Source organism: Bartonella florencae, assembly GCF_000312525.1.
Lineage (GTDB): Bacteria > Pseudomonadota > Alphaproteobacteria > Rhizobiales > Rhizobiaceae > Bartonella > Bartonella florencae.
Map to the genome: position 1 here is coordinate 298,683 of NZ_HE997452.1, position 15,712 is coordinate 314,394.

Sequence of the window (15,712 nt, forward strand, 5' to 3'; positions counted from 1 at the left end):
GGATAAATTCGAATGTGCTCATATGATGTTATCATTGTTGGAGGTGGACATGCTGGCTGTGAAGCGGCTTGTGCTTCAGCGCGTGTTGGAGCACGGACAGCTCTTATTACACATAAAATAGCTGCATTAGGAACAATGTCATGTAATCCAGCTATTGGCGGGCTTGGAAAGGGGCATCTGGTTCGTGAAATAGACGCCTTGGATGGTCTCATGGGACGTGCAGCAGATGCTGCTGGAATTCAATTTAGGCTTCTTAATCGACGGAAAGGTCCAGCGGTAAGAGGACCACGTACGCAAGCTGATAGACAACTCTATAAAGAAGCAATTCAAAAACTCTTGAAAGAACAGGATAACCTTATTCTTATTGAAGATGAAGTTGTTGATTTAATTGTTAAAGATAAGAATGTTTCAGGTGTTGTTTTAAAAAATCAAGGTTCAATTTTTTCTGGTGCTGTTGTTTTAACAACGGGAACATTTTTAAATGGTCTTATTCATATTGGTGATAAAACATGGGCTGCTGGACGTATGGGAGATCAGTCAAGTATAAAACTTGCTGAGCGTTTGAAAAGTTATGATATAAAGCTTGGGAGATTAAAAACAGGAACACCTGCGCGTCTTAGTAAAAAGACAATTCGTTGGGAATCTCTTGCAAAACAACAAGCTGATGAAGATCCGGTTCCCTTTTCTTTTTTGACAGAAAAAATTCAACAACCGCAAATTGAATGTGCAATAACACGTACAAATACACAAACACATCAAGTTATTCATGAAAATATTCATCGTTCTGCTTTATATTCTGGAAATATTGAAGGATTAGGTCCGCGGTATTGTCCTTCTATTGAAGATAAAATTATCAAATTTGGTGAACGTGATGGGCATCAGATTTTTTTGGAACCAGAGGGATTAAATGATGATACTATTTATCCAAATGGTCTTTCTACTTCTCTTCCTGAAGATGTACAAATTTCCTTATTGAAAACTATTGAAGGATTGGAAAATGTGAAAATTTTACAATCTGGTTATGCTATTGAATACGATTTTGTTAATCCACAGCAGTTGACAAGAAATTTGGAATTACGCTGTTTACCAGGTCTTTTTTTAGCGGGGCAAATTAATGGTACGACAGGATATGAAGAAGCAGCAGCACAGGGGCTTTTAGCTGGGTTAAATGCAGCACGCAAAGTAAGTGGTTTAGATGAAATTATCATAAGTCGTTCTACAGCTTATATTGGAGTAATGGTAGATGATTTAGTTTCACGTGGGGTCTGTGAACCTTACCGAATGTTTACATCGCGTGCTGAATTTCGTTTGTCTTTGCGCTCTGATAATGCTGATATTCGTTTAACACCTTTAGCACAGCAATGGGGACTTGTAAGGGAAGAGCGTTGGAATTCTTATCAGAAAAAACAACAACGTCTTGATCAAGCACGATTACTATGCCAAAGTCTTTTTCTCACGCCTAATGAAGCCTCTGCTCATGGTTTACAAATAAATCGTGATGGAATTCGGCGTTCCGCTTATGATCTTCTTGCTTATCCTCATATGAGTTTAAAACGTCTTTCAGATTTTTGGCCACAATTGCAATCAATTGATTGTAAAACTGTTGAAGCTTTAGAAATTGAAGCACAATATGCAGTTTATTTAGAAAAACAAGCACAAGATATTGCATCTCTTCAGCGAGATGAGCGTTTAGAAATTCCTTCTTCTCTTGATATTCAGTCAATTTCTGGTCTTTCAAATGAACTCAAAACAAAAATTCAGGAAAGTTCACCGCGCTCAATTGCTGATGCACAAAAAATTGATGGTATGACACCTGCAGCATTATCGCTTATTATTACATATATTCAACGTCAACGACGTGAAAAGGCTAAAATAGCTTAATGAATCTTTCTACAGAACAAAAATATCAAGCTCTTTTAAATGTTGTTCCTTCTGTTTCACGTGAAACGATGGAAAATTTAATAAAATTTGAAACTTTAATAATGCAATGGAATCGGCATATTAATTTAATATCTGCTGCAACAATACCTCTTTTGTGGAAACGTCATATTTTAGATTCAGCACAACTTTATCCTTTATACAGTAATTTACTGCATTGGTGTGATCTTGGATCAGGTGGTGGATTTCCTGCAATTGTTATTGCTATCTTTATGAAAGAAAAAAAAGAGGACATATTGATCTTGTTGAAAGCAATGGAAAAAAAATTTCTTTTTTACGGACAGTCATTGCTGAACTTGATCTGCCAGCGACAGTTTATCACCACAGAATTGAGGATGCATACCAAAAAATAGCAAAACCAGAGGTTATTACAGCACGGGGATTAGCTTCTCTTGATGATCTTTTAAAGCTCATTTTTCCTTTATTCACACAAAAAACAATCGCTCTTTTACAAAAAGGTAGGGATTACTCTGCAGAAATTAAAAATACCTCTGCCAATTGGCAGTTTGATCTGCTAAAACATAAAAGCAAAATTGATGAAAATTCTGTTATTTTAGAAATTTCTCATCTTCGATCATATAGAGGGTAAAGCAAAATGAGCGAAACACGAATTATCGCTATTGCAAACCAAAAAGGTGGGGTCGGGAAAACAACCACAGCAATTAATCTTTCAACAGCTTTAGCAGCCATTGGGGAAAATGTTCTTATTATGGATGTTGATCCACAAGGAAATGCGAGTACAGGACTTGGAATAGATCGTAATAACCGTCCTTTGTCTTCTTATGATGTTTTGGTTTCAGGAGTTTCAGTGACAGAAGCCGCTTTAAAAACAGCGGTACCAAATCTCTATATTGTTCCTTCTACACTTGATCTGTTAGGTGTAGAAATGGAAATTTCTTCGTCAAAAGATCGTATTCAACGGCTGCGTAAAGCGCTCTATGATGATCCGAAGATGGAAAAAAAATTCAGTTATATTTTAATTGATTGTCCCCCATCTCTTAATCTTCTTACGCTGAATGCTATGGGGGCTGCAGATTCTGTTTTGGTGCCGATGCAATGTGAATTTTTAGCACTTGAGGGTTTAAGCCAATTGCTTGAAACAGTAAAGCAAGTACGATCCGTACTTAATCCATCCCTAGAAATTCAAGGCATTGTTCTCACCATGTATGATGGGCGGAATAATCTTTCAAATCAAGTTGTTGAAGATGTGCGCTCTTTTATGGGAGATAAAGTTTATCGTACCGTTATTCCACGAAATGTGCGAGTATCAGAAGCACCTTCTTTTGGTAAACCTGTATTGCTTTATGATCTCAAATGTGCAGGTAGTCAGGCTTATTTGCGTCTAGCATCAGAGGTAATACAACGTGAAAAACAAGCAAGTGCCGCTGCTTAGAAATGTAATAATAATTTTTAAAAAGAAAATTCAAAGAGTAAAACTATGAATGATGATCAATCAAAAAAAAGACTGGGGCGTGGATTGGCAGCATTGATTGGCGATATCAGTTTAAATAATGGTCTTACACGTTCATCAAATACTGAAAAATTAGTAGAGTTCCGTCAGTTTTCTAATCTTTCTGAAAGATTTATTCCGATTGAATCTATTTCGTGTAATCCACATAATCCACGGCGTCATTTTACTGAATCAGAACTTGATAATTTAGCACAATCAATACGTCAGCATGGTGTTGTTCAACCTGTTATTGTAAGACCTTTACAGAATAATCCTCAGCGATTTGAATTAATTGCTGGTGAAAGACGGTGGCGTGCTGCTCAGCGTGCTCATTTAAGTCAATTGCCGGTGATTGTTCGTGATGTGGATGATAAAACAGCTTTGGAATTGGCAATTATTGAAAATGTTCAGCGTGCCGATCTTAACCCTATTGAAGAGGCAATGGGGTATGAACTTTTGCTGAATGAACATGATTATACGCAAGCAGATTTGGCTCAGGTCATTGGAAAAAGCCGAAGTCATGTTGCAAATACGCTTCGTTTATTAAAGTTACCGTTAAAAGTACAACAATTTTTAACCGATGGACAACTCTCTGCTGGTCATGCACGTTGTCTTATAACCGTAGATAATCCACTGGATTTGGCCGAAAAAATTATTCGTGAGGGTCTTTCTGTACGTCAAACAGAAATACTTGCATATGAACAGGCTAATCCAAAGGTCAAAAAACGAACTTCTGTAGAGAAAGATGCTGAAACAAAATCTTTAGAAAAATTGCTTGCAGATGTAATTGGAATGAAAGTCATTATTAAGCATGGTAAAAAAGGTGGTGATTTAAAAATACACTACTCTTCATTAGAACAATTGGATGATATTTGTCGACGTTTGCAAAAGTAATCAATTATGCCAAATAAAAAGGATTCTTTTAACAAGCTCCTCTTAAAATTTTGATTATTTTGTACATGTGTTCTTTAGCAAATTCGATATTGCTTGAAGACACAATATTTTGTCCATGAGGAAAAATTTTTTCATTTGTAAGCACAATTAATGTTGTTTGAAGTGTTAAGTGACTAAAAACAAAATCTTTTGGGGTGAGATTATTTTCCTTTAAAATACTTATGAATTCTGGCTTGCGAGAAATATAAGCGATATATTCTTCAACTCTATCTTTATGAATAATAGAACGATTTTCGATTTTAGCTGTCTTTGGTTCTGAAGGTAAATTTTTACATTCGTTTTCAATTTTCTCTAGCTTTAAAAGAAGATCTTCTGTTAAGGGATAATTTGCAACAAGAGGTGGATGAAAAAGATCATCCGTTTCTTCTTTTGTTTCTTTAGCGTATGATACAAGAGGAAAAAGAAGTCTTTTACAGCTTCCTAAAAGAGTCATTGCTTTGTAAAGATACTTTTTAACAAATTCAATATTGTTTTGAGATATAATGACTTCTTTATCATAATGTGCTTCTTCGGGTACCATTAAAAGCATCATTAATATTATTTCAAGTGTTAAGGTGCCAGCAGCGAAATCTTTCGCGGTGAGATCGTTTTCTTTTAAAATATTCATGAATTCTGGCTTACGAGAAATATAAGAAGTATAGTTTTCAATATTAGAGCGAACTATAGAATCATAAGCGGTAAGGTCATATTTTATTTTTGGAAGTAAATTTTTACATTCGTTTTCAATTTTCTCCAGCTTTAAAAGAAAATCTTTTGTTAAGGGGTAATTAGCAACAAGAGCTGATAGAGGGGGATGGTTGTCTGTTTCTTTTTTTGTTTCTTGAGCATATAGTGCGAAGAAGAAAAGGAAGAGAAAACACAATAAAAATCTAAGCATGGTTAAAAGATATCTTTTCTTTTCCGAATTTCAGCAAAGACTTCTTCATTTGTGGCTTTTTCTAAAGCAAGATTTTTTCTGATTGTGTGATCATCCCAGCGAAGAAAGGGATTCGTTGCTTTTTCTTGCTCTAAAGTGACTGGGAGAGTCATGGCATTTTGTGAGCGCAATAAAAAAACCTCTTCTGCTCTTTTCTGAAGTTTTTGATTATATGGATCAAGCGTCAATGCAAAAAGAGCATTATTTTTTGTGTATTCATGTCCACAATAAAGAAGTGTTTCGTTGGGAAGTTGACGAAGCTTTTTTAAAGAATTTAGCATTTGTGCTGCTGATCCTTCAAATATACGTCCACAGCCAAGTGAAAAAAGTGTATCTCCAGCAAAGAGTAAATTTTTTTCAGGAAAATAATAGGATACTGCTCCTAAAGTGTGACCAGGGGTTGAGAGAGCTAAAAGGGTGTGAGAGCCAAAAAAGATTTTTTCATCAGGTTGAAGTGTTTGATCAAGGTGGTGAATTTTTTCTTTTTCTGCTTCTGGTCCAATAACTGTAGCTTTATATTGCTGCTTTAATTCTGCTAAGGCTTCCACATGGTCGTGATGATGGTGTGTGATAAAAATAGTTTGAAGTGTCCAGTTACGACGTTTTAAGGCATGCTGAATAGCTTTGCTTTCAGGCGCATCAATTGCCGCTGTGATGCCACTTTTTTCATCATGAATAAGCACACCAAAATTATCTTCTCTACAAAGGAACTGTTCAATCAACATGCTCTTTCTCCTGAACAGTGTGCAGTGATAAAATTTATATCATAACGTGTATTATAAATATGTTATATTTAAGAATTAGAGTTATCCTTTTCTGTAAAAAGCCCTTGTGAGTGTTTTAGTATAAGAGGCATTTGGGTAAGCATAAAGAGAACTGTTAGGGGCATAACGCCAAATACTTTGAAACTTGTCCAGACATTGTCACTAAAATTGCGCCAAACGATTTCATTTAAAAGAGCGAGGAGAACGAAAAAAAATGCCCAACGATAGGTTAGTTTTTGCCATCCTAAGTCATCAAGCTTTAAAGTAGAATCCAGTGCATAACGCAATAGAGGTTTCTTAAAAAACATGCCACCAAAAAGAATAATAGCAAATAAGCTATTGATGATTGTTGGTTTCATTTTAATGAAAGTGTCATTGTGAAGCCAGAGTGTTAAAAAGCCAAAGACGAGAACAAATACTCCTGAGATGAGAGGCATTAAAGGAATTTTTCGTGTAAGAATCCATGATAAGCTTAATGCGATAATGATTGCTACCATGAAAATAGCTGTAGCAGGGAAAATAGGCTTCTGAAAATTTTTAAAAATTTCAACATTTTTTAATAGCCATTCCCCTTTATAATTGGCAAGAAAAAAAACAACCAATGGTCCCATTTCTAAGAGAAATTTAAGTGTTGGTGAAAGAGGTGTTTTTTGATTGTCATTGGTATTTTTTGCGTTGTAATTATTATGAGTATTGGTTTTTAATGAAGTTTTTTTCATGTTTATCTTCCTGTGATTGTTTCGGCAAAATCAGAAGCAGAAAAAGGTTGAAGATCCTCGACATTCTCTCCTATACCGATAAAATAAACGGGTAATTTATATTTTGCTGCAATAGCAACAAGTACCCCACCTCGTGCGCTACCATCAAGCTTTGTCATGACTAAACCGTTAACACCAGCAATATAACGGAAAATATCCACTTGGTTAAGCGCATTTTGTCCGGTAGTGGCATCTAGTGTTTGAATAATTGTATGGGGTGCTTGGGGGTTTTGTTTCCCTAAAACACGGATAATCTTTGCTAATTCATCCATCAGTTCCGTTTTATTTTGTAGGCGTCCAGCGGTATCGATAATCAAAACGTCAGTGTTTGCTTTTTTAGCTTTTTCATAAGCGTCAAATGCTAAACTTGCAGCATCTGCTCCTAGCTTTGTTGAAATAACAGGAGAACCTGTGCGCTCACCCCAAATATGCAATTGTTCAATAGCTGCAGCGCGAAATGTATCACCAGCAGCTAGCATAACTTTTAATCCCCCTGCTGTGAGTTTTGCTGCAATTTTTCCAATCGTTGTTGTTTTTCCAGTACCATTTACGCCGACCAGCAAAATAACGTGAGGCTTATGATTAAGATCAAGTTCTAATGGAACAGCTACAGGCTCCAATACTTTTTTTATTTCATCTGCCATAATGGTATGAATGTCATCAGGAGAGAGATTTTTTTCATAACGACTAGAAGCGAGACTATCAGTAATACGTGTAGCAGTTTCTACACCAAGATCAGCTTGAATAAGAATATCTTCTAGCTCTTGCAGTGTATTTTCATCAAGTTTTCCTTTAACGAATATGTCAGCTATCGATCCGCTTAAGCGTTGTGAAGAAAGAGCTAAACCGTTTTTTAAGCGTGCAAACCACGCTGTCTTTTTCTGTTCAACAGACGTTTTAGGGGATAATTCTTCGTTTTTCTTTTCATTGATTGTGTCCGTGACAATAATTTTTCCAGAAAGGGGGACTTTTCCAGAAAGAGATACTTTTGCAGAGTCATTTTCAAAAAAGGGAGTTTTCTCATCACACGTGGCAGATATTGTATTTTGGCTTTCTGGTTGTTCAGCTTTTTCTTTGTCGATAGAAGGGGATAGGTTGCTTTCACTGCTTTTTACGATATCAGCTTTAGAAGTGGAAATGTGTTCCATTTCTCGATCTTCAGATTTTTTAAAAGAAAAGATTTTTTTGATAAAAGATTTTGTCATAAGGGCTTTCCTGCTCAAGCGGCGTTTAATTTTGGAAGGACAGCAATTAATTTGTCACCATCATGGTCAACAATAAGGGCTTGAACAATTGTTCCAGCTTTTGCACCTTTGATTTGTACAAGGGTATAGTCTTCTGTTCGCCCAATTTCATCTTTTTCAACGAGAATTGTTTGTTGGCTGTTTTGTAAAAGAATAAGATGTTTTTGGTAAGCCTCCTCACCTGCTTTGCGTAATCGTTCTGCGCGCATCTTAATGATTTTACGGTTGATTTGTGGCATGCGCGCAGCGGGTGTTCCTTCTCTTGGACTAAAAGGAAAGACATGAAGGTGTGTTAAGTGACAATCATTGATTAGAGAAAGACTATTTTGAAACATTTCTTCTGTTTCAGTAGGAAAACCAGCAATTAAATCTGCACCATAAACCATTGTAGGACGTTTGGCACGCAAATCTTGGCAAAATTGAATAGCATGTTCACGTAAATGGCGGCGTTTCATTCTTTTTAAAATCATATTATCACCGGCTTGCAAGGATAAATGTAAATGCGGCATGATCCTTGTTTCATAGGCCAAAAGATTTATCAATTCTTCGTCCGCTTCAATGGAATCGATTGATGAAAGGCGCAATCGAGGTAAATCAGATACGTGATGCAAAATGGCTGAAGTTAATTTTCCTAAAGTCGCTTTTCCAGGTAGATCGTGACCATAGCTTGTAAGATCAACTCCTGTGAGGACTACCTCTTGAATACCATTATCTATGAGCTGTTTAATTTGTTCAATGACAGCACCCATGGGAACTGAACGTGATGGTCCGCGTCCATAAGGGATAATGCAAAAGGTGCAGCGATGGTCGCATCCATTTTGCACTTGTACAAAGGCACGTGTGCGTTCTTCCATTGCACCCACCATATGTGGGGCAATTTTTTGTACTTCCATGATGTTATTGATACGAAGCTTTTCGGAGTGGTTGATACCAAAATCAGGAAGTTGACGATAAGAATGGGCATGGAGCTTGTCTTCATTCCCTAAAACAAGGTCCACCTCTGTCATCGAGGCAAAGTTTTGTGCTTCTGTTTGAGCGGCACAGCCTGTGACAATAATGCGGGTATGAGGATTTTCACGTCTTGCTTTACGGATAGCTTGTTTTGCTTGTCGTACGGCTTCAGCAGTGACAGCACAAGTATTAAAAATAATAGCACCATCTTTGAGTTTATCTAACCCTGAAGAAGTGCTTTCTTTGCGTATGATTTCTGATTCGTAGCTGTTTAATCGACAACCAAATGTTACAATTTCTATTGCCATTAAAAGTGATCCTTTTTATAGTCCCCTGTTAAAGGATTTAAAAAACCACTAAACTCATATTCAATTGGACCTGTCATAATAATGTGATTGTCTTCTCTATAAAAGATATTAAGTCTCCCCCTTGGTAAATTCACATCGATATGACGTTTTGTAAATCCACGTCGATAGGCAGCTACCGCACTCGCACAAGCAGCGCTTCCACATGCTTGTGTTAATCCAGCTCCTCTTTCCCATGTGCGTAAATTTAGGCTTTTCTTTGACATAACATGCGCAATAGAAATATTGCACTGTTCTGGAAAAAGGGGATCGTGTTCAAGTTTTGGTCCATATTTTTCTAATGGAATATGTTGAATATCACCTTCAATAAAAAAAATAGCGTGGAGATTGCCGATCGATACAAGGCAAGCATCTTTTAAGGGACCAGCGGTAATATCTACATGATTGGTATCAACTATTTCACGTGAAACAGGCATATCTTTTGCATTGAAATTTGGGCATCCCATGTCAACAGAAATGAGGTTGTTGGCTTGGCGTTTGCCTTCAATAATTCCTGCAGGTGTTTCTAAGCGAAAAGTTTCACCCAAATTGTGATCTGTGAGCCATGCGATGACACAACGGGTACCGTTGCCGCAAGCTTTAGCCATTGAACCGTCAGTATTCCATATTTCAAGGCGGAAATCAGCTTCTTTTTTGGTTGCCTTGTGAATTGCCATAATTTGGTCAAAACGGGTTTCATGATCTGCTGCTAAGGCAAAAATTGCTTGTGGTGTGAGAGCCTCTTCGCTGTCACGCAGATCAGCAACAATAATTTGATTTCCAAGACCGTTCATTTTGCTGAATGGCGTTTTCATGAAATTTCTCTATTTTTAACGATTGCCCACAAAGGATATATGGCTGAAAATCTTATAAATTTCTAGTGTTTAATAAATATAAAACTGGTCGCGGAATATTTTTTCTAAAATAAATAATTTTCACCCTGTTTTTTTAATTTGTTAATTTATCTTTGTAACATATAACAAATATTCATTCATTCATTTCTTGAGTGAGTTTATTTTTTGTCGTGGGAAAGTATAGATATGTCATTTTCAAGAATTTCATTTTTCGTTGCAATATCAACGGTAACCTTTTTAGGAGGATGTTCAACCTCACGGTTTGACAGTAATGATAGTAGCAACACATTAGAAGTTTTTTATCCGCAACAAATGCAAACAGAAATAATGTCTGATGTCGCAAATTCTCGTTCATCAACGTCTGGAGAAGATGGTTCGATGTATGAGAAAGGAGACTCTCAAAGTGATGGACGAATGGCTAGCCTTGATTTGCCAAGTAATGCTATTGATTTGTTTCCTGCAAGTATTTCTGGGGTGTGGAATCTTTCTATCGGAGGTAAGGTTTGCCGAATTGCAACACCACAAACGAAATTTGGTCAGGGATACCGTGCTGCTCCTCTACACTGTCCAGGGATCGTTTCTCAAGTGAATTCGTGGGCAGTTAAAGGAAAAAGATTATATTTTTATAACAATTCAGGTCGTGTTATCGTTTCCCTTCATTCTTCTCATGTTGATCGTTTTGAGGGACGTACACTTGATGATCATCCTGTTGTTTTAAGCCGTTAAAGCGCTTTTTACCGTTTATGAAAAATAAGAAATATATGCACAGATCTGTAAGGAAAACAGGTATTTTTTATTGAAAACGGTTTGAAAAAAGGTGTTTGGATGATTTTGGTTTCAACGCGCTATAAAGAGTTGGTATACAAAGGAGAAATTAGTTTTGATCCAGCTCAATTGGCTTTAACGGAGCATCTTGATCATTTATTACAAGCAATTGCCGAGCAAAGTGTTGCACATCCTCTAGCATTTTGGCATTTTTTCAAAAGAAAAAAACAAACTTTTACGCGTGTTTCAAGACGAGGTGAGGGGGACAGTTCTTTTCAGGGGCTTTATATTTATGGTGAGGTAGGACGAGGCAAAACCATGTTGATGGATTTGTTTTTTTCTTGTTTGCCGCAAGAGCGTAAAAAGCGCGCGCATTTTAATGACTTTATGGCTGATATACATGAGCGTATTAATGTTTATCGTCAAGCTTCAACACACAAAAAAGCTGGAAAGGATAATCCTATTTTAGCCGTTGCAGAAGATCTTGCACGAGAAGCTAAAGTGCTTTGTTTTGATGAATTTACTGTAACAGATATTGCTGATGCCATGGTGCTTGGTCGTCTTGTCACGGCTTTATTTGAAAGAGGAGTTTTTTTTGTAGCAACTTCAAATGTTGCTCCTGATAACCTTTATTATAATGGTTTAAATCGAGAACTTTTTTTGCCTTTTATTCAAACTTTGAAAACACATGTTCACGTTATCAATCTTAATGCAAAAACGGATTATCGTCTTGAAAAATCAAATCTACAACATGTGTATGTAACGCCATTAGGAAAACAAGCCGATGAATACATGGATCAAGCTTGGGTATTGGTGCTGCAAGGACAAAAGGAAACATCTGATGAGCTTTTTATAAAAGGACGTCTTATCCCTATTCCACGCGTTGGAGGGGACTGTGCTCGCTTTGATTATCGAGATTTATGTGCAAAACCTTTGGCAGCGGCTGAATATTTAGCATTAGGAGAGCGCTATCATACAATTTTTGTCGATAATGTACCGGTGATGGATGATGCATGTCGCAATGAAACGAAACGATTTATTTTACTTATTGATGTTCTTTATGAACGCCATATAAGATTGTTTATATCAGCAGCGGCAAAACTTGAAAATTTATATCAGGGGCATGCACAGACGTCTGAGACATTTGAATTTCAGAGAACACAATCACGTCTTTTCGAGATGCAAAGTCAAGATTATTTAAAGCTATGGGCAGAAAATTTTCTTAGTTAACGAGAAAAGCTTAGCTTTACTTTTATCTAAACTGTAAGAACAATAACTTTTTGAGTTTAAAATAAGTGTAATAATTCTATTGTATTTTTTAAAAATTCACTTTATCGGTAAATTATGGTGGTTTTTTTATAGCATGTTTGTACGGAGGATTGTGGCTTCTGTGGCTTCTATGAAATAAAGAAGTTTAGTAGATTTTATCTTTTTTTCTTTTGAAGATATTGTTAAAATATAGCTAAACTTAAAAAATATTTATATATCGGCACGGGTAAGTATACACTGAATTTTTAAGGTTAGGAAAAATAAAATGGCACGGAAAAAAATAGCTCTTATTGGTTCTGGTATGATCGGGGGCACTTTAGCACATATGATTGGGCTTAAGGAGCTTGGTGATGTTGTCTTATTTGACATTGCAGAAGGTGTACCACAGGGAAAGGCTCTTGATATTGCTGAATCCTCCCCCATTGATGGTTTTGATGTAAGTTTAAAAGGTGCTAATGCTTATGAGGCAATTGAGGGTGCTGATGTTGTTATTGTAACAGCAGGGGTTGCGCGGAAACCAGGTATGAGCCGTGATGACCTTTTAGGTGTTAACTTAAAAGTGATGGAGCAAGTTGGTGTTGGGATTAAGAGATATGCGTCTTCAGCATTTGTTATTTGTGTTACCAATCCCCTTGATGTAATGGTGTGGGCATTGCAGAAATTTTCAGGTCTTCCTACACATAAAGTGGTTGGTATGGCTGGCGTCCTTGATTCGGCTCGTTTTCGTTATTTTTTGGCTGAAGAATTTAAGGTTTCTGTTAAAGATGTCACTGCGTTTGTTTTAGGAGGGCACGGTGATTCAATGGTGCCTTTGGTACGTTATTCAACGGTTGGTGGAATTTCTTTGCCTGATCTTGTGAAGATGGGCTGGACCACACAAGAAAAAATTGATCAAATTATCCAACGTACTCGTGATGGTGGTGCAGAAATTATTGGTTTGTTAAAAACAGGCTCTGCTTTTTATGCACCAGCAGCTTCAGCTGTTTCTATGGCCGAAGCCTATTTGAATGATACTAAGCGTGTTGTTCCTGTTGCAGCCTATCTTTCAGGAGAATATGGAGTTAATGATACCTATGTTGGAGTTCCTGTGGTGCTTGGTGCAGGTGGTGTTGAGCGAGTCATTGAAATTGATCTTGATAAAGAAGAAAGAGGTGCTTTTGAGCATTCGGTGAATGCGGTTAAGAAGCTTTGTGAAGCTTGTATCGCACTTATGCCTAGTCTCAAATAAAATTAAGTGATTCTGTTCATGAAAACAGAGTATTAAAATATTTGGGGTTTGAAGGTTAATAAAGTAATCCATAAAAGAAAAGGACAAATGCATGAATATCCATGAGTATCAGGCCAAACGTCTGCTTCATGAATATGGAACACCAATTGCAAATGGTGTTGCTGTTTATTCTGTAGAGCAAGCTGAAAAATGGGCAAAAAAATTGCCTGGACCACTCTATGTGGTTAAAAGTCAGATACACGCTGGTGGTCGTGGTAAGGGTAAGTTTAAAGAACTTGATCCTGAAGCAGAAGGTGGTGTTCGGCTTGCAAAATCTGTTGAAGAAGTTGTTGCAAATGTCCAAGAAATGCTTGGTAAAACTTTGGTAACCAAACAAACTGGTCCAGAAGGTAAGCAGGTCAATCGTCTTTATATTGAAGATGGTGCCGATATCGAGCGCGAGCTTTATCTTTCAATTTTGGTTGATCGTAGCGTTGGTCAGGTCGCTTTTGTTGTTTCAACAGAAGGGGGAATGGATATCGAAACAGTTGCTGAAGAAACACCAGAAAAAATATTAACTCTACCCATTGATTCTACACAAGGTGTTACTTCTGCTGATTGTAAAAGGCTTTGTGATGCATTGGAATTGCAAGATAGTGCGCGAGAAGACGGAGAAAAACTTTTTCCAATACTCTATAAGGTGTTTTGTGAAAAAGATATGAGTCTTCTTGAAATTAATCCGCTTATTGTGATGAAAGACGGTCATTTGCGCGTCCTTGATGCGAAAGTTTCTTTTGATAATAATGCTTTGTTTCGTCATCCAGATATTTTGGAATTGCGTGATACTTCAGAAGAAGATCCAAAAGAAATCGAAGCCTCAAAGCATGATCTTGCTTATGTTGCTCTTGAGGGCACAATTGGTTGTATGGTCAATGGTGCGGGTCTTGCGATGGCAACTATGGATATCATTAAGCTTTATGGAGCTGAACCGGCAAATTTTTTGGATGTTGGTGGTGGAGCATCGAAAGAAAAAGTGACGGCTGCTTTTAAGATTATTACGGCTGATCCAAATGTTAAGGGCATTCTCGTCAATATTTTTGGTGGTATTATGCGTTGCGATGTCATTGCTGAGGGAGTGGTTGCTGCTGTTCGTGAAGTTGGTTTAAAGGTTCCTTTGGTTGTTCGTCTTGAAGGTACGAATGTTGAACAGGGTAAAGCAATTATCAGTGATAGTGGTTTGAATGTTATTCCTGCGGATGATTTGGATGACGCTGCTCAAAAAATTGTAGCAGCCGTAAAAGGAGCTTAAGTGATGTCAATTCTTGTGAATAAGGATACAAAAGTTCTGGTTCAAGGGCTTACAGGAAAAACAGGAACATTTCATACAGAACAAGCGCTTGCTTATCATGGCACGCAAATGGTTGGTGGTGTCAATCCTAAAAAAGGTGGTGAAACATGGGAGGGGTCAAAAGGTGAAACGCTTCCTATTTTTACCAGTGTTGCAGAAGGAAAGGAAAAGACAGGTGCGGATGCTTCCGTTATTTATGTTCCTCCTGCAGGGGCAGCAGCAGCTATTATAGAAGCTATTGATGCAGAGATCCGTTTGATTATCTGTATTACTGAAGGTATTCCTGTTATGGATATGGTAAGAGTAAAGGCGAGATTAGAAAATTCACAATCGCGCCTTATCGGTCCTAATTGTCCTGGTATCCTTACACCAAATGAATGTAAAATTGGTATTATGCCTGGCTCTATTTTTAGAAAAGGCTCTGTCGGAGTTGTCTCGCGGTCGGGAACTTTAACCTATGAAGCAGTCTTTCAGACAAGTCATGAAGGTCTTGGGCAGACAACAGCTATTGGTATTGGTGGTGATCCTGTTAAAGGTACTGAATTTATTGATGTGTTGGAAATGTTTTTAGCAGATGATGAAACTCAATCTATTGTTATGATTGGTGAAATTGGTGGTTCTGCTGAAGAAGATGCGGCGCAGTTTCTTCGAGATGAGGCAAAGAAAGGTCATAAAAAACCAGTGGTTGGTTTTATTGCTGGGCGTACAGCACCTCCAGGGCGGACAATGGGGCATGCAGGTGCTGTTATCTCTGGTGGTAAAGGTGGAGCAGAAGATAAAATTGCTGCAATGGAGGCAGCAGGGATTCGGGTTTCGCCTTCGCCATCACAAATAGGCAAAACCTTGATTTCGGTTTTGAAAGGCTAAAAGAAAATTTCATCTGAATAAGAATATATCCTTATTCGGATGAAGTATTGTATGTAAAAAGTTAAAGCTTTTTTGAATTTTCT

General features: G+C 37.3%; 14 protein-coding genes and 1 pseudogene. 9 read left to right on the forward strand and 6 right to left on the reverse strand.

The genetic code is table 11. The features are described from left to right. Positions 1-12: 12 nt before the first annotated feature. The 4 genes and pseudogenes from mnmG (at position 13) to BN202_RS04075 (ending at position 4,282) form a co-directional block, all read left to right on the forward strand. Complete coding sequence (mnmG, locus tag BN202_RS04060; RefSeq protein ID WP_019219261.1) at positions 13-1,881, forward strand: tRNA uridine-5-carboxymethylaminomethyl(34) synthesis enzyme MnmG; 1,869 nt, start codon at positions 13-15, stop codon at positions 1,879-1,881. Next, a pseudogene (gene rsmG / locus BN202_RS04065) lies at positions 1,881-2,527 on the forward strand (16S rRNA (guanine(527)-N(7))-methyltransferase RsmG). The gene mnmG and the pseudogene rsmG overlap by 1 nt, the downstream one beginning before the upstream one ends. A 6-nt stretch (positions 2,528-2,533) precedes the next feature. Next, the gene (locus BN202_RS04070) at positions 2,534-3,331 is read left to right on the forward strand and encodes a ParA family protein (RefSeq protein ID WP_019219262.1); all 798 of its coding nucleotides are present in this window, start codon (positions 2,534-2,536) and stop codon (positions 3,329-3,331) included. 45 nt (positions 3,332-3,376) lie between these two features. After that, the gene (locus tag BN202_RS04075; protein ID WP_019219263.1) at positions 3,377-4,282 is read left to right on the forward strand and encodes a ParB/RepB/Spo0J family partition protein; all 906 of its coding nucleotides are present in this window, start codon (positions 3,377-3,379) and stop codon (positions 4,280-4,282) included. A 28-nt stretch (positions 4,283-4,310) separates the two neighbouring features. On the opposite strand, the gene BN202_RS09910 is transcribed toward BN202_RS04075, so the two are convergent. From BN202_RS09910 to dapF, 6 genes are all read right to left on the reverse strand, one after another. Continuing rightward, positions 4,311-5,219 (reverse strand): hypothetical protein, encoded by a 909-nt coding sequence (locus BN202_RS09910; protein ID WP_019219264.1) that lies wholly within the window; start codon positions 5,217-5,219, stop codon positions 4,311-4,313. Between the two features lie 2 nt (positions 5,220-5,221). Then, positions 5,222-5,983 carry a hydroxyacylglutathione hydrolase gene (gene gloB, locus BN202_RS04085; RefSeq protein ID WP_019219265.1) on the reverse strand — a complete coding sequence of 254 codons (762 nt, stop codon included), beginning with the start codon at positions 5,981-5,983 and terminating at the stop codon, positions 5,222-5,224. Between the two features lie 68 nt (positions 5,984-6,051). Next, a complete protein-coding gene (locus BN202_RS04090) occupies positions 6,052-6,741 on the reverse strand; it encodes a septation protein A (protein ID WP_019219266.1) in 690 nt (229 codons plus the stop codon). A gap of 2 nt (positions 6,742-6,743) precedes the next feature. Continuing rightward, positions 6,744-7,985, reverse strand: coding sequence for a signal recognition particle-docking protein FtsY (gene ftsY, locus BN202_RS04095; RefSeq protein ID WP_019219267.1), 1,242 nt, complete (start codon positions 7,983-7,985; stop codon positions 6,744-6,746). Positions 7,986-7,999: 14 nt separating this feature from the next. Continuing rightward, positions 8,000-9,283 (reverse strand): tRNA (N(6)-L-threonylcarbamoyladenosine(37)-C(2))-methylthiotransferase MtaB, encoded by a 1,284-nt coding sequence (gene mtaB / locus BN202_RS04100; RefSeq protein WP_019219268.1) that lies wholly within the window; start codon positions 9,281-9,283, stop codon positions 8,000-8,002. Then, positions 9,283-10,134: a diaminopimelate epimerase gene (gene dapF / locus BN202_RS04105; RefSeq protein ID WP_019219269.1), complete on the reverse strand. Its 852-nt coding sequence runs from the start codon at positions 10,132-10,134 to the stop codon at positions 9,283-9,285. The genes mtaB and dapF overlap by 1 nt, the downstream gene beginning before the upstream one ends. Positions 10,135-10,359: 225 nt before the next feature. On the opposite strand from dapF, the gene BN202_RS04110 reads away from it, so the two are divergent. The 5 genes from BN202_RS04110 (at position 10,360) to sucD (ending at position 15,629) form a co-directional block, all read left to right on the forward strand. Beyond that, positions 10,360-10,899, forward strand: a complete 540-nt coding sequence (locus BN202_RS04110; RefSeq protein WP_019219270.1) for an AprI/Inh family metalloprotease inhibitor — start codon at positions 10,360-10,362, stop codon at positions 10,897-10,899. A gap of 99 nt (positions 10,900-10,998) precedes the next feature. Beyond that, the gene (zapE, locus tag BN202_RS04115; RefSeq protein ID WP_019219271.1) at positions 10,999-12,168 is read left to right on the forward strand and encodes a cell division protein ZapE; all 1,170 of its coding nucleotides are present in this window, start codon (positions 10,999-11,001) and stop codon (positions 12,166-12,168) included. Between the two features lie 304 nt (positions 12,169-12,472). Beyond that, a complete protein-coding gene (gene mdh / locus BN202_RS04120) occupies positions 12,473-13,435 on the forward strand; it encodes a malate dehydrogenase (protein ID WP_019219272.1) in 963 nt (320 codons plus the stop codon). Between the two features lie 91 nt (positions 13,436-13,526). Continuing rightward, a complete protein-coding gene (gene sucC / locus BN202_RS04125; protein WP_019219273.1) occupies positions 13,527-14,723 on the forward strand; it encodes an ADP-forming succinate--CoA ligase subunit beta in 1,197 nt (398 codons plus the stop codon). A 3-nt stretch (positions 14,724-14,726) separates the two neighbouring features. Next, a complete protein-coding gene (sucD, locus tag BN202_RS04130; RefSeq protein ID WP_019219274.1) occupies positions 14,727-15,629 on the forward strand; it encodes a succinate--CoA ligase subunit alpha in 903 nt (300 codons plus the stop codon). Positions 15,630-15,712: the final 83 nt, after the last annotated feature.